The organism is Ferrimicrobium sp., from assembly GCA_022690815.1.
Classification (GTDB): Bacteria; Actinomycetota; Acidimicrobiia; order Acidimicrobiales; family Acidimicrobiaceae; genus Ferrimicrobium.
In genome coordinates this window covers 1-20,238 of sequence record JALCZJ010000039.1, presented here as the reverse complement: position 1 = coordinate 20,238, position 20,238 = coordinate 1, and the positions used below count along the sequence as shown (strand labels likewise).

Genomic DNA, 20,238 nt, shown 5'->3' with positions numbered 1-20,238 from the left:
GGTGATCATTGCTCTTGGCCGTTGTGATGGAGATTGGGGAACCCGTTGCTTGGCTCTGGTTCTCGTCTTCTATAGACCACTTCCTTGATCGCGGCGCCCGAAATCGTCGTAGGCTGGGCCTTTGCGCGTCTCGTGCGAGCTTGCTGTTGCTTTGTACCCAGGTTGTTTCGTACCCAGGTTGTTTCGTGCGATGTGCTTGGTTCGCTTAGTGGACTTGCTCACAGTTGAGACTCAAACAATAGATTCGAGTCAAATGGACGTACTCCTGTCGTCATACGATGGATATGCGGATCGCCCAAGAGAAGCACCTTGTGAAAGGTGCATCGTTATGAGTGGACTCACTCTTGATCACGTAGATGTAACGGTGATTATCCAGGCCGTGGGTTATTTGAGCCGGGGAAGATCGATTGCTTGGTGTCAGGCGAGATTCCGATGGCTCAAGTGTGACTTGGGCTCGACCACTTGGGCCGAGCTATCGGTGTCGTGATCGCAGGGCCCATCGTCGTAGCCATAAGACTCGCTCGTCGTGGAGGGTTGTCGGCGCTGCTGTGCCCGTCGTCGTTTATCCAGTGCACGCTGGGCATAGGACTCTCGGGTGAGCTCGACCGGTGGCCCGAGAAGGATGCGAGAGCACACAAACTGAATCAACTAATTCGGATTGATGTTGCATGGAAGTATTTATTCATGTAAGCTGTTGGAATTATCGATACGAGTTGGTGAGGGGGGAATATGAGTGGTGAAGCAGCCATGATGGAGATTCGGTCGATCGAGCACATTCCAGAGGCCGAGCGTCACGGTCGCCCGTTCTCGTTGTTCACACTTTGGTTCGCGTCCAACTTCCAGATCAACGCTCTTGTCACGGGGGCCGTTGCGGTGGCACTGGGACTGAACTTTGGCCTGGCCTTGCTCGCGATCGTTGTTGGGAACCTGATCGGAGCCTTGTTCATGGCCTATCATTCTGTGCAGGGTCCGCGACTTGGCCTGCCACAGATGATCCAATCGCGAGCCCAGTTCGGCTATCGAGGCGCTATCCTTCCGTTTCTCGTGGTGGTCGTCATGTATTTGGGCTTCGCTGTCGCTGGGGGACTCGTTGCCGGCCCTGCGCTTGCGAACTGGCTGCATATCTCGCGCGATCTTGGCATCGTGATCTTCAATGTCGTCGTCTTGGTGATTGCACTCTTTGGCTACCGGCTCATTCATGCGGTCTCACGGATCATCTCGCTGCTTAGCGCCATCGGCTTTGTGGTCATCTTCGTCGAACTGATCCAGCATGTGCCGGCTCACTACCATGGATCGGCCAATAACCTCGCCACCTTCATGTTGGCGGTTTCCGTCTTCGTCTCCTGGCAGATCACCTGGGCTCCGTACGTCTCTGACTACTCGCGCTATCTTCCGGCTAAGACCAACGGATCGGTGACGTTCCTGTTCACGTTTATCGGCTCTGGAGTTGGCGCCATTTTGATTATGGCGGTGGGCGCGCTTGGTGCGGCGATCAACTACAACGCGATCAATGCTGATCCCATTGGATTTCTCGGGCATCGGGTGCCGGCAATCGCCGGGCTCTTGATCTTCGTACTCCTGCTCAGTCTGCTTCCGGCCAGCGCCGAGAGTCCCTATGGAGCGTTCTTGACCTCGCTCGCTGCGATCTCGCCTGGCGGCAAATTGTCCTCAGCGAAGCGATCTCGGGTGATCTACGTCGTGGGCTTTACCGTTGTTTCCCTGGTGGTCACCATCGCATTTCCCAATAATATTTTGAATAACTTTGAAAACGTCATTCTGTTTCTGCTCTACCTTCTTGTTCCTTGGACGGCGATCAATCTGACCGACTACTACCTGGTGCGACATGGGAGCTACGATATCCCCGGCCTGTTGCGCAAGGATGGCCCCTATGGCCAGTGGAACCTCAAGACGCTGGTGATTTATCTGGTAACCATCCTGCTCGAGATCCCCTTCGTCAACTCAAGCCTCTACGAAGGTCCGATCGCCAAGCACCTCGGAGGAGCGGACATCTCGTGGATCGTCGGTCTGGTCTTTGCGTCCGTTGTCTACTACCTCTACGCTAGAGGGCAAGTCAATGTCGACAATCACACGACGAGCGAGGTAGAACCCTGACGAACTCTGCGCCCATCACCTCTCAATTTGTTTCCCTGAAGGCCCTCATCGAGGGTCGCCGACTCACACCGGTGCAGCGCCGGATCGCTCAGACGCTTGCGGCCAACATCGGCCAAGCCGATTACCTGACGACCTCAGAGTTGGCCGAACTCGCCGGCGTGTCCCAGCCCTCGGTGGTTCGGTTTGCAGCCGCGCTCGGATACTCGGGCTATGGCGAGTTGCGCAAAGCCCTCCGCGAGCTGGGTACTCAAGCCCTGCCGACATCAGGACCCAGCGGTCTCAACAAGCTACAAATCGCGCTTAAGGAGGAGATCGCGAACTTGACCTGGCTGGAGTCGTGGCTCAGCGACCCGTCATACCTTAATCAAATCGGTGCGATACTGGCAACCAGTCACCCCATCGTCGTCGTAGGCCTTCGTGCATCGCAGGCCTTGGCTCGCCATTTCGCCTTCTACGTCCGCAAGGTGCACCCGGGTGTTGTGCTGATCGACGAGGCCGGCTCCTCGGCAATGGATGTCTTGCACGAGGCTCACCACGCTGGGGCGTCGGCGATGTTGGTGGTCGCGATGCCACGTTGGCCCCGAGAACTCCTGCCGCTGCTTGCGGCGGGACACGAACTCGATCTGACGATCGTCGGCGTGACTGATCAGGCTGGGTCCCCAATCGTAGCCGAGGTCGATCACCCTGTGACGGTGCCCGTAGGCACCACACTGCTCTACGACACCCACGCTGGGGCGCTGATGGCGCTGTCACTCTTGGTCGAGGTGATCGCTGACAGTGATCCCGCAGTGGCAGAGCCATCCATGGAGGCCTTTGAGGCTCGTGCGAGCACCTATCAGTATTTTCTGCGGTCATGACAGGAGCGATGATGATTGGCACGAGGAGGGATCTCACGGCTCTGACGAGTCTCGATGATCCGGGTTTGGCGGCACGAAACCGGCCGTCAACATGAGTAGAGCGATGCGAAACGAGTAGAGCGATGCGAAACGAGTACAGTTATGCAACGATTAAAGGATTGCTGATGCGACACGACAGCACGACAAGATCAACTCATCATCAACTGCGACCGATAACGACAGCGCCGTTGGCATGGAGTTATTGATGGATGCGTCGATGCGTCTTAGTGAACTCTTCAACCAGATCGCCGACATCGGCCTCGATCCAACGAGCGGGGGCTATCGGCGTTTCGCCTACACACGCGAGGATGTCCAGCTCCGGGACTTCTTCGCTGCAACTGCCAAGAGGTTAGGTCTCAGTCTCAGCGTCGATGCTGGCCATAACCAGTGGGCATGGTGGGGCGATCCCGATCGCAATCGATCTGAGAATCTGGTGCTTGGGTCACATTTGGACTCCGTCCCCGCTGGCGGTGCCTACGATGGGCCGCTCGGGGTGCTCTCCGCCTTTGTTGCAGTGGAGGCACTCATGGATGAGGGCTTCCATCCACCTGCGGCGATCGGTATCGTCAACTTCAGCGATGAGGAGGGCGCACGGTTTGGTGTGGCGTGCCTTGGTTCACGAGTCTTGACCGGTGAGACGGACCGTGCGCGACTTGCGCAACTTCGTGATTACGACGACATTCCCTTCGACCAGGTACTCGCTGAGGCGGGCGTTGCGCCGCTCGAAGCTGACGAGCAGGCCCTCGCGCGGATCGGTCGCTTCATCGAGCTTCACATTGAACAGGGGCACCAGCTGATTGCATTGGATGCACCGGTCGGGCTTGCGAGCTTTATTTGGCCCCATGGTCGTTGGTCGACCGTCATCACCGGTACTCCGAACCATGCCGGGACGACCAAGCTGACCGAACGTGACGATCCACTGCGGAAGGCCTCACACTTCATCCTCGACCTGGCGGATCTCGCCATCGCTCGTGATGCTATCGCCACCTGTGGCAAGGTCATCGTCGAGCCGAACGCCATCAACGCCGTGGCCGCCGTCGTGCGCCTCTGGGTTGACGCGAGGGCTGAGAGCGCGCAGGGGTTGGAGGAACTCGCCGCCGATATCACCGAGCTCGCGGGTCGCTTCGATGCAGACTTGGTCAATGAGTCGTTGACCCCGATGACAGCCTTTGACAGTGCGCTGACCGCCAGGATCGGTGCGATCCTTGGCGAACCGCCGGTGATCAGCACCGGAGCAGGACACGACGCTGGTATTCTTGCCAACCATGGCGTACCGGCGGCCATGCTTTTTGTGCGAAACCCCACTGGCGTCTCGCACTCCCCGGAAGAGGCTGCGACACAAGAGGATATGGATGCGGGCGTGCAGGCGCTGATCACCGTCATCCGTGGCTTGGCATCGTGAAGATCTTTGCTAGCTGGGCGCTCACGACGCCTAGCACGCTCTTGGCCAACGTGGTGGTCCATACCGAGTCGGGGAGGATCTCCAAGGTTGTCGATGGACACCCCCGCGATGCCGAGCATATTGTCGATTTTCTTACTCCTGGCTATGCCAATTGCCATAGTCATGCCTTCCACCGTGGCCTCCGAGGGCGTATGATGGGCACCCACCATGACTTCTGGTCGTGGCGTCGGGCCATGTATGCTTTTGCGGATCGTCTCGACCCGGATCGTTATCGAGCCTTTGCCACCCTGGTCTTTCGTGAGATGGTGCTCGCGGGTTTTACGAGCGTTGGTGAGTTTCATTATCTTCATCGCGACCGCAACGGGGTCAGCTACTCCGATCCGAACGCCATGGGGGTTGCATTGATCGAGGCCGCGAACGAGGCCGGGATTCGTCTCGGTCTGATCGACGTGTGTTACCTCTACGGTGGTCTTGATGCCGGCGGCTATCGACCGTTGGAGGGGGTTCAACGGCGCTTTGGTGATCAAGACGTCGATGGCTATCTCGACAGGGTGGGTCAACTCGTTGAGTCCGATCGAGTAAGAATCGTGCGTGGTGCCCATTCGCTCCGCGCGGTTACCGTGGACGAGCTCGCCCGTATCGTCGGGGTCAATGGATCCCGACCCTGGCATCTGCACCTGATGGAACAGCCCAAGGAGGTTGAGTCGCTCCAGGGTCACTATGGCGAGCGCCCCCTCGCGCTCCTCGCGGCACGAGGCATGCTCTCATCGACGACGACGCTCGTGCATCTCAATCAACTCAGCTATCGAAACGATCAGGCGGAGGCTGAGATCCTCGCCAACACCGGTGCCGTCACCTGTGCCTGCCCAACCACCGAGGAAAATCTCGCCGATGGCTTGTCGGTCGGGGGATACCTCCTCACTCACGGCGCGCGGGTGAGCATCGGGACCGATCAGCACGTGAGTATCGATCCGTATGTGGAGACCACCCGAGTGGATGCCCACGAGCGGCTCCGTACCTTCGATCGATCATCGGTATTGACGTCGTCGCTGTGGTCCACGCTCTTTGGGCACGATACCATCGGTTTCTCCGGGGCAGGTCGACTGGAGCCCGGGGCACTTGCCGATATGGTCGGCATCGACCTCGAGGAGCCAGGTATCGCCGGTGTTGATCCGTATGAGGTGCTCCGCGTCGGGACCCGGGCCAGCATCGCTAAGGTCTGGGTTGGAGGCGAGCTGGTGGTTACCGATGCCGCCCAGGAGCGTCGCGCCCTCGGGGCACAGCTTCGTTCGATGATCGAAATACTTTGGAGACAACAGCAGTGAGCAGAAGGAAGGATGGAGGTAGCGAGTATGGGCACTCGTCATGACGAGCAGCGTTCGATCAAGGCGCCACGGGGTACGGAGTTGAGTTGTCGCAGTTGGCTGACGGAGGCTCCGTATCGGATGATACAAAACAATCTCGATATCGAGGTTGCGGAGCATCCAGAGGATCTCGTCGTTTACGGCGGCATCGGTCGAGCCGCTCGTGACTGGGAGTCCTTCGATAGAATCCTCGCGACGCTTCGCGAACTTGGCGACGACGAGACGCTGCTGGTACAAAGTGGGAAGCCGGTCGGTGTCTTCCCAACGCATCCTGATGCCCCACGGGTGCTGATCGCCAACTCCAACCTGGTGCCACACTGGGCGACCTGGGAGCACTTCGACGAGCTCGATGCCAAGGGTCTGATGATGTTTGGCCAGATGACGGCTGGTAGCTGGATCTACATCGGATCCCAAGGGATCGTCCAGGGTACCTACGAGACCTTCGTAGCCGCGGCTAAGACCCACTTTGGGGGTGATCCGTTTGGTCGTTGGATTCTCACCGCCGGCCTCGGTGGCATGGGGGGAGCACAACCGCTGGCGGCGACGATGGCTGGGTTCTCGATGCTCGCCGTGGAGTGTGACCCGAGCCGGATCGAGCTTCGAATCCAAACCGGTTATCTTGAGCATCGCGCCCTCTCCCTTGACGAGGCGATGGAGCTGCTGCGTAATGCCGCCGAGACCGGCCAGCCGACCTCAATCGGTCTGCTTGGCAACGCCGCCGAGGTCATCGAGGAGATGGTGCGTCGTGATCTGATTCCCGATTTGGTGACCGATCAGACCAGTGCCCATGACCCTTTGCGCGGCTATCTGCCGGTGGGCTACACCCTGGAGGAGTGGCGTGCGCCGAGCGACCCAGCTCGACTCGTCATCGACGCCAAGGAGTCGATGGCCAGACACATTCGCGGGGTGCTGGCGATGGTCGATCGCGGCGCGATCGCCTTCGATTACGGGAACAACATTCGCCAGGGAGCCTTTGAGGCTGGCGTGGAGCGTGCCTTCGAGATCCCAGGCTTTGTGCCTGCCTACATACGACCGCTGTTTTGTCGTGGATATGGACCGTTCCGTTGGGTAGCCCTCTCTGGCGATCCAGCCGATATCTACGCAACCGATGCCAAGGTCAAGGAGCTCGTCGACGACGATCCTCATCTCCATCACTGGCTTGACATGGCCAGAGAGCGGATCAAATTCCAGGGGTTGCCGGCGCGTATCTGTTGGTTGGGCCTTCGGGACCGAGCCCGGGTGGGGAGAGCCTTTAACGCGATGGTGGCGAGTGGAGAGTTGAGCGCGCCGATCGTGATCGGTCGCGATCACCTCGACACGGGGTCGGTTGCGAGCCCGCACCGCGAGACGGAGTCGATGCTCGATGGTTCAGATGCCGTCTCGGACTGGCCACTGCTCAATGCGATGCTCAACGTCGCTGGTGGGGCGACCTGGGTGTCGCTGCATCACGGCGGGGGTGTTGGGATGGGCTACTCACAGCACGCCGGACAGGTTATCGTCTGTGATGGATCACCAGAGGCGGATCGACGACTCGCGAGGGTTCTCCATAACGACCCTGGCACCGGGGTGATGCGACACGCGGATGCCGGCTATCGCGAGGCAATCGAGGAGGCTCAGCTCCGGGGGCTCAAACTGCCGTCGATGGGGAGCTGATGACGGGGTTTATCCTTCATAACGGTGCACTCGCCGACGTCGATCCCCACGGCACGCTTCGCTACGTCGCCGATGGGGTGATTCAGGTCATCGATGGCCGAATCGCCTTCGCCGGCCCGAGCGCTGAAGCACCGTCGCTCGATCAACGACTACCCACCGTCGACGTCGGTGGCCGACTGGTCACCCCGGGGTTGATTGACTGTCACACCCACCTGATCTATGCAGGTAATCGTCTCGGTGACTTCCTGGCGGCCCGCGACCCTGCCCTGGACCGTGGTCGATTCGAGTCCGGTGGAATACAGGCGACGGTACGAGCCACCACTGCGGCATCGACGGCGACGTTGACGGCACTTGCTCGAGATCGACTCGATCAGATGGCGAGCCATGGGGTGAGTGTGGTCGAGGTGAAGTCTGGTTATGGACTCTCGATGGAGGGCGAGCGACGGATGCTCGGGATCGCCCGCGAGCTCTCTGGCTATCGAGGAGTAACGATCGTCACCTCGTTTCTCGGTGCGCATGCCTTGCCTGTTGAGTTTGCGAATCGTGGCGCAGAGTATCTAGCCGTAATGACCGAGCAGGTGATGCCGACGCTGGCCAACGAAGGTCTCATCGATATGGTCGACTGTTTTATCGACCCGGAGGGGTTCTCAGCCTCGCTGATCGGACCTTACCTCGCTCGTGCCAAGGAGCTCGGCCTACCGGTTCGTGCGCATGTCGATCAGTTCGGCCCCGCCGGTGGGGCTGAGCTTGCCATCAGCTATGGAGCGCAATCGATCGATCACGTTGAACACCTCTCGCCAGCTGCACTCGCGAGCGCTGGCAAGGCGCACACGGTCGCGGTCCTGTTGCCGTTTGCAACGCTTCATAGAAGTTTTACGACCAATCCGCCGATTCAAGGTCTTCGAGATCACGGGGTTCCGATGGCGGTGGCCACCGACCTCAATCCTGGTACCTCGCCGACGACGAACCTGCTCTTGGCTGCCTATCTCGGCGTCATCCTCTACGGCCTGACGCCACAGGAGGCATTCGCAGGCATCACCAGACGTGCGGCCCAGGCTCTTGGATTGAGCGACCGAGGGGCACTTGATACTGGTCATCGGCTTGATTTGGCTATCTGGGAGGCAAACCATCCGTATGAGTTGGTTGCATCCGTCGTTGATCGGCGACCGACTCGCCTCAATGAGGTGCTCGACCTCGAGGATGCGCTAGGTGCCCTCGCTGCGTCATCGTCTCTCTGACCGATGTTGATTCGATCATGAGAGCTCGACAAGGTTCATAGGATGTTCTCGTCGCTCGCGGCGATGAGAACTTGGTGCTGTTGCGGTAGGCTGTTGACAAACTTGTCGTTGTTGTAGCGGTCATTGCGATTGTCTGCACAGACCCTTGCTGGTGAAAAGCTTGCTGGTGAAGGAATTGCCGTCGAAGAGACTGCTGGTGCGCCGAGCGTGCAAGCCAGCAGTGAATGTCATCAAATCAGGAGTACTTTATGCCAACTACTACCAAGCGAAGCCGAGGGCCACTGGCGGTCGGGGTCGTTGTGGTCGTCATCGTGGCGATCGTTGTGGCCTTCTTGTTCACCCGGAAGTCCAATCAGTCGGCGTCGACGCCGACGTCGGCGGTGCTCGGGTCTGCAGTGCCATCCGATGTGCTCGCACGGGTCACCAACATCCCCGAAAGTGTCTTGACCAAGGTCGGTGTCGATCCATCCATCGTATCTACTCCACAGGTCATCAAAGGGGGCAAGCCGCTGGTGGCCAATGGCAAGCCAGAGCTTCTCTACGTCGGAGCTGAATTTTGTCCATACTGTGCGGCTGAGCGGTGGGCGATCGTCGGCGCACTCTCCAAGTTCGGCACCTTCAAGGGTCTGGAGCTGATGGAGTCGAGCAGCACTGACGTCTATCCAAACACCAACACGTTCTCCTTCTTGAACGCCACCTATACGTCCAAGTATCTGACGTTGGTAACCCGTGAAATTGAGACGCGGACCCATGCACCGTTGCAGACGCTGACTACCAAGGAGAACGCCCTGCTCAATCTCTATGACGTCCCGCCCTATGTCCCGTCCACGAGCTACGACGGATCGATACCCTTCGTTGACTTTGCGAACAAATTTGTCATCGACGGGGCGAGTTACTCTCCACAGATTCTCGCCGGCTTGAACTGGCAGACGATCGCGGCGACCCTCTCTGACCCGACGTCACCGGTCGCGAAGGGCATTGACGGCACCGTCAATGAGATAACCGCTGGGGTGTGCACCATGACGAATAACCATCCAGGATCGGTATGCAAGACACCGCTCATTCAGGGTCTCGAGAAGAAGCTCTAGCCGATTACCCGCTCTGGGTAATCTGGCTGGTTCGGCTGCTGTCGCTTGGCGCCCTTGGTGTGGCGATTTATTTGACGATCGCCCACTACGACACCAAGGTGTCGCTTCTGTGCCCCAATAATGCGACGATCAACTGCCAAGAGGTTACGACCTCACCGGAGTCGGTGGTCTTTGGCATCCCGGTCGCGGTGCTTGGACTTGCCTATTATGTTGTATTTTCGATCCTCGCCTGGTGGCCACGTGCCCGGGCGACGGTGACCTTCGAGGGGATACGACTGATCATCGCTCTTGGTGGTGTCGGGTTTATCCTCTATCTCGTCTACGCCGAGATTGTCGAGATCGGTGCCATCTGTCTGTGGTGCACCAGTGTTCACGTCATCACGGTGATCATCTTCTTGACCTTACTCTACGCGTGGATGACCTATCGCGACCGTCTTGGCTCGAGGATCCACTCCTAAACTGCGGGACCGCTCTCGTGGGGACTTCGCAGTCTCTCGCGTTGGCTCCAGGTTTGGGTTGCTCCTTGGGTGCTCAACGCCGGGTGTCAGCCTTGGCTTTTGCTGACCTTCGTTGGACGTGGGTGACGTCGCACAAGAGTTGTGCGGATCTGTGGCGGGACCACCGATCCCAAGCAGTCGATCGTCAAGCCTCGCCTACCGATGATTGCAAGGCACATCGATGAGAGCACGGGGGTCAGTGTTTGTGATTGGATTCTCTGCGCCTTGTCTCACTGTGTTGCCTGACGCTGTGGCCTGACCCCCAATTGGCGGTACCGCTTAGTCAGTGATACGCAGCCTCGCGCCAAAGGCGCAACTGGTCGTAGCGCCCCAACAGGCGAGCTATGGAGTCGGTTCGCGGAGCCGTCAGACCACGACGCGGATGTGGCGGCGGGCCCTGATCAAGGCCTTGCGTTCGAGTTCGTTACGACCACCCCAGATCCCCCGGGACTCCCCTTTGGCGATGGCCCAATTGAGACAATCCTGCTGCACGGGACAGCCGCGACAGACTCGCTTCGCCTGATTCTCTCTGAGCCTGCGCTCGCCAGGAGACTCACCATGTGGCTCATCCGGCGGGAAGAAAAGGCCCAAACCCCAACCGCGACACGCAGCTTGATCTCTCCAGTTTTCGCCTGTCATGTTTCCCCCCCGTGGATCACGAACTGACGACCTTTGGCCGTTGCGATCAGCATAGATGGTTTTGGAACGAAAAGTCAAGCCCGACGACTGTTCATTTTTCCGGCTTTGTGCAAAACGCGGTTGGACCTTGAGCACAGAGCATAGCCAGACGGAAGTCCCGTCGCTTGCAACTTCTGGTTGACTCGCTAGACCGTTCTGATAGGCTTTGTCGTGCAAAACATGGTTGGAGCACGATATGGCAGGCAACGGAACGACATCGACCCTCGCGGACTTCATCTGGAAGAACGCCGAAGACCTCTGGGGAGACTTCAAGCACACGGACTTCGGCAAGGTCATCCTGCCCTTCACACTGCTTCGGCGCCTGGAGTGCGTGCTGGAGCGCACGCGGGAATCGGTGCGTCAGACCTACCTGGCCCACAGGGAAAGTGAACTCGACGTTGACCTGATCCTGCGACAGATCGCAAGCTTCCCCTTCTACAACACCTCCGAGTATTCCCTGGCGACGCTTGGCGGTACCAAGACGCGCCAGAACCTCCAGGACTACATCGCGCACTTCTCGGACAACGCCCGAGTCATCTTCGAGCAGTTCGACTTCAGCAACACTGAACCGCCTCGACAAGGCCGGGCTGCTGTTCAAGATTTGCAAGAACTTTGCCGAGATCGACCTGCACCCGTCTGCGGTCCCTGACTGCGCGATGAGCAACATCTACGAGCACCTGATCCGCCGCTTCGGCGCCGAGGTCAATGAAGGCGCCGAGGACTTCATGACGCCGCGCGACGTGGTGCATCTGGCGACGGCCTTGGTCCTGGACCCGGACGACCAGTTGTTCGAGGCCAACCCCGGCCTGATCCGCACCCTGTACGACCCGACATGCGGCACGGGCGGCTTCCTGACCGACGCGATAAACCACGTCGCCGAGTACAGCAACCGCTCCAAGGCGCCGCCGATCCTGGTCCCCTACGGCCAGGAACTGGAGCCGGAAACGCATGCGGTGGCGGTGACCGGCATGCTCCTGCGCACCCTGGAGAGCGATCCGGGACGCGACCTGTCCAAGAACATCGCGGGCCCCTTCAGCACGCTCTCGCGCGATGCGTTCGCCGGGCAACGCTTTCACTACTGCCTATCCAATCCCCCTTTCGGCAAGAAGTGGGAGAAGGACCAGCCCGAAGTCGAAGCCGAGCACAAGCGCGGTGAGGCCGGACGATTCGGGCCTGGCCTGCCGCGCATCAACGACGGCTCCATGCTGTTCCTGATGCATCTGGCGAGCAAGCTGGAGCGTCCCGAGAACGGTGGTGGCCGCGCCGCAATCCTCCTGTCGGGATCTCCGCTGTTCAATGGCGGCGCCGGTTCCGGCGAGTCCGAGATTCGCCGATGGTTGCTGGAAAACGATCTGGTGGATGCCATCGTGGCGTTGCCCACGGAAATCTTCTTCCGCACGGGCATCGGCACGTACTTGTGGATTCTCTCGAACAAGAAGCCCGAGAACCGTCAGGGCAAGGTGCAGTTGATCGACGCATCATCCTTCTGGACTTCGATCAAGAACGAGGGCAACAAGCGCCGGATCATCAGCGACGCCCAGCGCGACCAGATCGTTTGTCTCTATGCCGATGGTCAGGATGCCGAGCACAGCCGGATGGTGGACTATCGCACCTTCGGCTATCGGCGCATCCGTGTTCTGCGCCCGCTGCGCATGGTTCTGCGCTTCGATGAAGGCGGCCTGACCCGGCTGCGCGCAGACAAGCAGTGGGCCAAGCTCTCATCGGAGCAGCAAACTGCCTGGGAAGCGGCCCTATCCGGCGCGATGGGCCAAGACCGAGCGGAGTCGATCTTCACGCCCCTTCAGCTCCATAAGTTGCAGCGCAGCGGTCGATGTAGCGCCGGTGCCGGTGACATCCACGAACTCTATGACGCCAGACAGTATGCTGCGGTTCGTGCTCGGCCAGTCCGAGCCGATTACGCAAGGGTGAACAAGGTCCAGCGAGCCAACACGTTGCAGCGCCTCCGAAACACTCAGGAGCGCGTCGCCGTTTTCCGAGGCTTCACGCAGCACCGCCACCAGTGCGGCGCGAAGACGCCGCGCGTCGTTCGGCGAGCCCACCCTCGAGGATTCCGGGACTGGGTGCTTTGCTGCAATGGTCGCATCAGGGAGCAAGCCGCGATCAATGAGCCCCGCAGACACCGGCGAATCGTTCCAGTCGCCGAGGTCCACTTCGCTCATCCGATACGGGTTCGCGAGAATCTCCTCATCGCTCACCTTCGCGGCCGTGCCCTTGACTCTCTCCTTCGGGTCGAACCAGCGAAGCGCCTGCGCCGACGTGAGCGCGAACCGTGAAAGCAGCTTGAGCAGAGCACGACGCTCGTCAGCGAGGCTTGTCCACGTCTCTCGGATAGCCTTCAGATCATTCGCATAGGCTGGCTGAGGTGGCTTCTGATTCCCTCGGAGGATCGCATCGACGGTCTGCCACGGGTCGGCGTCAGCCTTGACCATTTCCTCTGACCGCAGTTCCAGAGCGAGGGCTGTGCCGAGTCGCATGCCAAGCGCTTCGAGCGCTGGGCCGAGTCCAGGGAACGGCCCTCGGTCTTGCCATGCCAGCGCGATCTGCTGGTTAAGCCACTCCTCTCGGCGCTCCCACGGCCCCTTCACTATTCCGTGCTCCCGAATCTTGCGTACCGACTCGAGACATCGTACCAGCGTCGACAACGCGATATCGGCAGGAGCCAACTCAGCGGCGTAGGAGAAGACGCGGACGTGCGCCGGATCAGCGGGCACCGCAATTTCTCGAAGGAGCTGCTCACGTCGCGCGTCTTTAGCGGCGTCGCCTGTCGGCTCGAGATAGTCATGGTACGGGAGCAGGAAGCCGTCCTCTCCGTCCGGTCGGATCGTGTGCCGAACGAGCAAATCCCACATGAGGTGCGTGGGCTTCTTCTTCGTGACGTCGTAGGCCACCGGTGGTGCGAGCGTGGCGATCCTTCCGACGCCCATCACTAGCCTCGAGATGGTGTCGCCGAGCGGCTGGCCCTCTTTGCAACAGAAGAACACCAGCGACCGCTCTGGCGTGAGCCTGCTTGAGAATAGATTGAGGATCGCCTCCTGCCGCTCGCGGCCGAAGACCCAGGGACTCGCAAACGGGGAATCCTCGTCGGGCGGGAGCGGAATCGGAAGCCGCTCATCAATCGCTTTCTGCTCGCTACGGAGCATCCACGCAAATGGAACCACAAACGTAGCATAGGACGGAACCTTGACCAGCGTGGGCTTAAGGTGTCCGTGCGTATCCTCGGCTTTTTTTGATGCCGGCGTAGGGGTGAACGAAGCGCCGCGACCACTCATCTTCATTCATGAACGCGCCCGACTCGGCTTTGCACGCAGGTAGTTCATCCGGGGTCAGAGCGCACCATCGCTTTCCTGCCAGTGCGTCCTCGCGGGCGTCGTCGCGCTCCTCGCGGATGCGGTCAAGTGCTGCGCAAAAAGAGTTGCAAGATGGCTGACGGCACACGGTACCGTTCCAACGAAAGTCGTGCCAAGCAACGCGCGCAGTGAGGTGAAACATCGGCTATTCAGTCCTTTCCTGCCAGTTGGTGGTTACCTGCCTACGGCCGTTTTGGTGCTACCACCATGCTGCGTAATACGAGGACGACACTTGATCTTCACGGCGCCCCGGGTGAAGGAGTCGTCCGAGCCCTTGCTCGACCATACATAAGCTTCCCCGGTTCCTAGGTGACTCATCTTGTCGGAGGTCAGCTCGCCAAGGGCAGCATTCGCCTTCTGGATATGCTTCAGCCAGGCGGGCGAGTTGAATTTGTGCATGATGATCTGTGATGACAGCTCGATCAGCGAGACCGGGACTGATGGCGGATCCTGAGAGGCGACCATGATGCTGGTCCCTTTGTGTCGCATCTCACGGACAACCTCGACTAGGCCGGAAACCAGGTCATCGTTCTCAATGTACTTGTGGGCTTCATCGAAAACTACCAGCTTGTTGAAGGCATTTCCCTGGTAGGTTGCTTCCGAGAAAATCTGCAGCATTACGACGAACAGGCCGAGGGCCTCGTCCTTTTCGATGTATTCATCTCGCAGATCCACCATGATCAAACGGCCAGGGCGAATCAGATCCTGGAGCCGCTGGTTATCATCGATATACTCGCTGGCAAACAGCAGACGCGTCTGGGCCAGCTCTTTAAGGTGATCGGACAGGCCCGAGTTATCGATACCAGCCCGCAGGGCATCCAAAGTCAGGTTGTCCCGTAGTCCCCGCATGATGAGGTTGATTTGCCGCATATACATGCTCTGGCTGCCAATCGCCCCCATCAGGAATTTCCAGTGAGCCGCCTTGAGTTCGGAGGCAGAAAAAGCAATCGGCTTAACCTCGATATCCGGGTACTCGGCCCGGCGATCATCCACCTTGTTTGCCGGGGTAAGAATCAGGACATCCTTCAGCGCTTCCGGGTTGGCCTTGTAACGCTCACGAAGGATGCGGATCTCCTCATCCACCGAGTTGGCATTGATCATCGAGGTAAACTCCGGCGCATAATCCTGCGTCGGGCTGTAATGGAAAATGACCGTGGCGAGCGGGCTTGGCAGCACATTGATGTGCTGAAGCGGCATGGAGGCCATCTCAATGACGGTTCCAAGGGTGTAGCTCTTGCCACCGCCTTGAACCCCAAAGAGACTGATCGTGTGGGTGTGGTCGAGGTCCAGGGCAATCTTTCTGCCGGAAACCTCTCCGAGCAAACCGTACTGGGGTGAGTCACCATTAACACCCAGCATAATGTCATAGCTGACCTCGCCTTGAGACGCGTGCTCGGATGTCGAATGATCCAGCGCTTCAAGCTCGGGTCGAACAGGAGCTTCCGGTTCAACAGCAACAGCGGCGGGCTGTTCGTGGTCGTTTTCTTTTTCGGGCGCAATGGTGGTAGGTCGAGGCGCTTGCTCGACTGGGTCCGCCTGTTCTTCCTTTTCCTCTTGGGCAGGTGCGGGTGTTTCCTCTGCGGCAGGAGGTGTCGACTGGGTAATTGATGCCTCCGGTTCTTCATCCCAAAGCTCATCGACCGTCCAGGATGTTGACCGTGCTCTCTTGGGCGCGATGAAAGCGGCTGTCTCGAGCTTCGGCACGTTCGGTATGAACTGCTCGCTCAGGAGGTGTGCGGCCGGTTCCTCCTCAATCTCGACGGAAACAGGCTTGCGGCAGTTCTCCAGCAAAGCATGAATGAGATCCTTGCCGATGCGGTGGAATTCGATGCCCACCTCGTTGTCAGGGGCCTCGGTTCCGGCCTTGTCAAAGTCGAAGATCAGGGCGCAGCGTCTAAATTGAAGCGAGTAGCCCTGTTCGATGGATTCAAGTAGCCCTCGCGCTTCCTGCGCGGCAGTCACATCAAAAATCCCATAACGCAGTGAGCGTTCCAGATAGAACCGAAGGATCTGAACCAACTCCCGGCTCTTGAGCAACCTATCCGGCCGGTCCGGCTTTTTCAGGGCCGGGTCAAAGTGACGCTGGATGATGCGCTCACTCTGATTGATCTGGGCGGAAATCCGCTCCTTCAGTTGGTTGAAGGCCGCAAAATCGCCTACCTGCGAATAACACTTCACCTCGACCAGATTGCAGGTGATCGTCCTGTTGTTCAAATCCAAGTCGAACAATCCCAGGTCGGTGCGTTGCAAGCTAATGGCATCGTTGATATCGTCCGCTTCACCATTTGAGCGGTAAAGGTCCGTATGGGCATCCAAAGGGACAATGACTTGGTTGCTCAATGCCCCCTGGTATTCGAGATACAGTCGAGCCAAAGCTAGGCCGAGCGCTTCCGCCTGCTGCGTCGGTGCAGAGATCAGCTTCAATGCAAGCTGCCCAGAGAGTGAGCGTAGGTTTGCCAGAATCTGAACCGATTGCTCGCCATCAGCCGACAGTCCGTGCCTGAGCAGGACCGGCTCCAACATGGCCTCAAGCTCATCGCTTGAGCGCGAGGAGATAATCAGATTGTGGGTTGCCTGAGAAGTGGCTCCAGGAACGTAGTCAATCAGATAGTCCGGTCTGTTTTTTCGGCCGCCATGGTCAAAAAACTCAATCCCCATGTTGCGATCAATGGTGAATACCCAATCGCTGATTTGATGGACTTCATAGATCAGTTCTCGTTGAGCTACATCTAGACCTAATGTCACGACGGGCACTGACTTGAAGCTGGCCCCGGAGGCTGCAACAGCTGCGGTGGCAAAACAGATGTGGCGGCTCAAGCTTGAAAGCAAGTCAAAACAAGCCGCCTGGCTATCGGAATTGAGCGAGCGACCGACAACTGGTCGCTTGTTCCAGTAGGTTCCCGAATCATCGTCAGCAAACTCAGTGCTGAAGTCCTGAATCAGTCCATGAAGAGGTGTGACTCCCATCGGCTTCTCTGCGATAGAGAGTTCCTCGGCAGGAAACACATCCAGCAGCACACTAATATGGGCGGGGAACGCCTTGGCATTCGCATGAAATTCCGAAAGAGCATGCTTAGCCAGATTCAGTTTCGAGAACAGGTGGCTGCCGGTCGAAGTTGCAAAGGCGTCTGCCGCCTCGTTAACCGTAGATTCTGGACGAACCATTGATTCAATGGATTCACCCAGTACAGGAGAGTCCGGGTCAGATGTAAATAGTCGCACGTCGTAGCGCAAATCAGCATGTTCGCGTTTCTGTTGCAGTGAAAGCAATGCATCTGCGATGACAGATCCGGCGCCAGCATTGAACACATTCAGCGACAACTTACGAACATACGGATGCTGGGAAAGATATCGCTCAATCTTGTCTGCAATCACTTTCCCAGAGATATCCACTCCCGCTGCTGATGGCTCCGCCATGCCAAGCGCGGAGCAGATCTCGGCCATTAAACCTCGAGAGTTCACCTCGGTAGTGGGAGCGTACAGAGCCCAGAAAGCATTCAGATTGTCGACGGGCGTAAAAATGCGGCCATCCTCAACAGGAATCCCGACCGGATATGCCGATGGAACGAGGCTCTCCAACAACGCAGATCTGACATGCGGGATGTGATCTTTTCCGCTGGCCTTGATCTTTTCAATCCAGTCTTTGCCTAGCGTTACCCAGCTGTTTAGCCACAAGGTGCGGAGCGGATGTGTCGGGGAGACCAGAACTGCCTCGCGGTGTCTGCCGCGAAAATCCGTCAGGATCACGTGTATTGAATCCACCGCAAGGACATTACGCAATGCCTGCAGATGCTGTTGACGCTCCGCCCCCGATGAAATTTCAGCCTGTCGGATGAGGTTTCGTACAAGGTCAAGATAGGCTTCGGCGTAAGCAACGCACTCCTTCTCCGTGTCTCGGAAGGCGAATCCCTGCATAATCAATTCCGCTGCATCTTTCCGTATGGCAGCGAATAGTTCTTCTCTAGCAGCCAAGAACGATGCCATGGCAGCAGAAGTTGGCAGCGTTAAGCCCACTTCTGAAGGCAGTTCAGCCACATCGAGATTAACCTGCATGCGCCAGCCAGACGGGTGCTTTGGCTCCGCCAATATCCGCTGCTCGATAGTCTTGAGCATGCGCGACATAGGAATTTGCACAACACCTTCATGGCCAAACTTTGCTAGTAAAGTTTCTTGGCGTGACGCCTTCTTGGAACGACCACCTTCCGCCCAAGTAACACTGCTTGGCGTTATTTCATCGGGATTGCGTTCGTCGCCCAGGGCGGTAAGCTGCAAGCGAAATCGTGCATGCTCGAGGCTTTGCTCAATTGGAATCGCCCGCTGAGGCGGCTCTTCCTCAATGCTTCCACCTGGAAGGACGTAGAAAGGCTCACTCTCATACGAACGCTTGGCAGCCTCAGGGCCAATGTCCGCCTCTAGCGGAATTGGATCACCATCAGCAGTCCAAGGCAGTACCCGAATGAAGTGCCAGCCCTCATCAAACTCAATTTTGTTCAGCTTATCCAGAGTAACGGTGCACTGCAGCCTGTTGGGCGTCCAGGCTTTGACCTTCTTTGATTTTCCGACCGGGCCATCGCTTTGGGAAAAAATCTGAACCGAAAAGTGGTCCAACCCGCTGACCTTGCCTGGATGAGGCTTGACCTCGAAAACAAGGTTCATCTTGCGGCGGTCATTAGGAACTAATATCTGCTGTCCGATGAGGCCAGATAGCTGGTCGTTGGTATCACTCTCCTGAACAACCGGCAAATCGGTTTCTAAGACCGACAGCAAAACCTTATCGAGAGACAGCTCTTCCTGGAATGCCCACTTGTCGAACGAAATCCCCCACCAGTTTTTGTCCGTTGCGATGGGCGCGGTCCAAGACTCCGGTTCTTGGATATCGTATTTTTCAAAGTAGCTAGACAGTGACGCTTCCAATGCCCAATCACTGAGCCCCAAATCTGCGATGCGTCCACGCACAGACTTGTGAGAAGTCATCAGATTCCGAACGCTGCCCAGGTTCCGTCTGATCTTGCTATTGACCATGCCAGGGTCAGCAAAGAGCTTGAAGTCGGGAATCAACGTCAATTCATACAAACTGGCTCCAAGCGTTTCTCCGTCAATTCCATTTTCTAGCGCCGTGAGTAGATATCTCACGCGGGAAACGTCGTCGGCGAGTAGCCATTCTTCCTCTGCAATGATTCCGAAGAGGTCACGCACGTGGCCAAGCAGAGTTGCAGGCAATCGACTGAGCAGCAGATTGGTCAGATCTTCGTAGATCGCCGCAAAAGTGAGATCTTCAAATGTAGCCACGCCGAAGGAGTCCTCGGCGCTGGTCCGCAACGATGTTGGAATGAAAACCAGAAGAGGCTGGCGCAGCTCACCGTTCGCATCTGGATTTCGCAGCTCCACCAGTTTGGTGGATGTCACTCGAAATGGCTTACCTTCCTGGTCGTGACCACCAAGGATGAAGATGTTCCCGTCAGGGCGAGTTCGGCGCAGCTCTTTACAGACCGACTCCATCACATCGTCGTCAAGGTCGGTAACTCGCATGCAGTGGCCTGGGCCACGATCGCTCAATATTGCCTCGATACGAGGGCACAACAGACCTGCTACCGCCGCGTTCAGTTTTCCCTGCGTCAGCCTAGTAAACGCGTCGCTCATGTGCGCTTCCCTTTCTTTTCCGTTACATTGCTTTTCTCAATTGCATAGCGTGGAGACACCTTCTGGGTCACGTAGGCATCCGACAGGTCTTCATAGAAACCGATTTCGCGCAGCCGACGCTTGAAGGCTTCAAGATTCAAGCGCAAAGCTTGCCGGTCCAGAATGCTGCTATTGCTCTGGCTGTTTTCTGGTAGTCGGTCAATATGGAAGCCATAACGGTTTCTCAGGAATCCCAACAGTTCCTCGATACGCACTTCCCGAGTGATAAAACGCCCACCATCCTGAGTCAGCACGGCAATCTG

The 20,238-nt window shown here is 58.1% G+C and carries 12 protein-coding genes and 1 pseudogene; 10 read left to right on the top strand and 3 right to left on the bottom strand.

All coding sequences use genetic code 11. From position 1 onward, the window contains the following. Positions 1–729 precede the first annotated feature (729 nt). From MP439_10120 to MP439_10085, 8 genes are all read left to right on the top strand, one after another. On the top strand, positions 730–2,112 hold the full coding sequence (locus tag MP439_10120; GenBank protein ID MCI2976411.1) for a cytosine permease: 1,383 nt from the start codon (positions 730–732) through the stop codon (positions 2,110–2,112). A 71-nt stretch (positions 2,113–2,183) separates the two neighbouring features. After that, positions 2,184–2,969, top strand: coding sequence for a MurR/RpiR family transcriptional regulator (locus MP439_10115; protein MCI2976410.1), 786 nt, complete (start codon positions 2,184–2,186; stop codon positions 2,967–2,969). 256 nt (positions 2,970–3,225) lie between these two features. Continuing rightward, positions 3,226–4,410, top strand: coding sequence for an allantoate amidohydrolase (locus tag MP439_10110; GenBank protein ID MCI2976409.1), 1,185 nt, complete (start codon positions 3,226–3,228; stop codon positions 4,408–4,410). Further along, positions 4,407–5,735, top strand: a complete 1,329-nt coding sequence (locus MP439_10105; protein ID MCI2976408.1) for a formimidoylglutamate deiminase — start codon at positions 4,407–4,409, stop codon at positions 5,733–5,735. Before MP439_10110 ends, MP439_10105 begins: the two co-directional genes overlap by 4 nt. Positions 5,736–5,747: 12 nt before the next feature. Continuing rightward, complete coding sequence (locus tag MP439_10100; protein ID MCI2976407.1) at positions 5,748–7,427, top strand: urocanate hydratase; 1,680 nt, start codon at positions 5,748–5,750, stop codon at positions 7,425–7,427. Further along, complete coding sequence (gene hutI, locus MP439_10095) at positions 7,427–8,665, top strand: imidazolonepropionase (protein ID MCI2976406.1); 1,239 nt, start codon at positions 7,427–7,429, stop codon at positions 8,663–8,665. Before MP439_10100 ends, hutI begins: the two co-directional genes overlap by 1 nt. Positions 8,666–8,913: 248 nt before the next feature. Further along, entirely contained in the window at positions 8,914–9,753 is an 840-nt protein-coding gene (locus MP439_10090) for a DUF929 domain-containing protein (GenBank protein MCI2976405.1), read from the top strand. Then, positions 9,711–10,211 carry a vitamin K epoxide reductase family protein gene (locus MP439_10085; GenBank protein ID MCI2976404.1) on the top strand — a complete coding sequence of 167 codons (501 nt, stop codon included), beginning with the start codon at positions 9,711–9,713 and terminating at the stop codon, positions 10,209–10,211. Before MP439_10090 ends, MP439_10085 begins: the two co-directional genes overlap by 43 nt. A gap of 405 nt (positions 10,212–10,616) precedes the next feature. Here the strand turns inward: MP439_10085 and MP439_10080 are convergent, their stop codons facing one another. Further along, positions 10,617–10,889: a WhiB family transcriptional regulator gene (locus MP439_10080; protein ID MCI2976403.1), complete on the bottom strand. Its 273-nt coding sequence runs from the start codon at positions 10,887–10,889 to the stop codon at positions 10,617–10,619. 235 nt (positions 10,890–11,124) lie between these two features. Here MP439_10080 and MP439_10075 point away from each other — a divergent pair. Further along, positions 11,125–12,649 (top strand): annotated as a pseudogene (locus MP439_10075) (type I restriction-modification system subunit M). Positions 12,650–13,471: 822 nt separating this feature from the next. Continuing rightward, complete coding sequence (locus tag MP439_10070; GenBank protein MCI2976402.1) at positions 13,472–13,879, top strand: hypothetical protein; 408 nt, start codon at positions 13,472–13,474, stop codon at positions 13,877–13,879. A 591-nt stretch (positions 13,880–14,470) separates the two neighbouring features. On the opposite strand, the gene MP439_10065 is transcribed toward MP439_10070, so the two are convergent. Both MP439_10065 and MP439_10060 read right to left on the bottom strand, forming a co-directional pair. Continuing rightward, a complete protein-coding gene (locus MP439_10065; GenBank protein ID MCI2976401.1) occupies positions 14,471–19,936 on the bottom strand; it encodes a hypothetical protein in 5,466 nt (1,821 codons plus the stop codon). Next, positions 19,933–20,238: hypothetical protein (locus MP439_10060; GenBank protein ID MCI2976400.1), on the bottom strand; the 306-nt coding region annotated here is incomplete at its 5' end. The genes MP439_10060 and MP439_10065, both read right to left, overlap by 4 nt.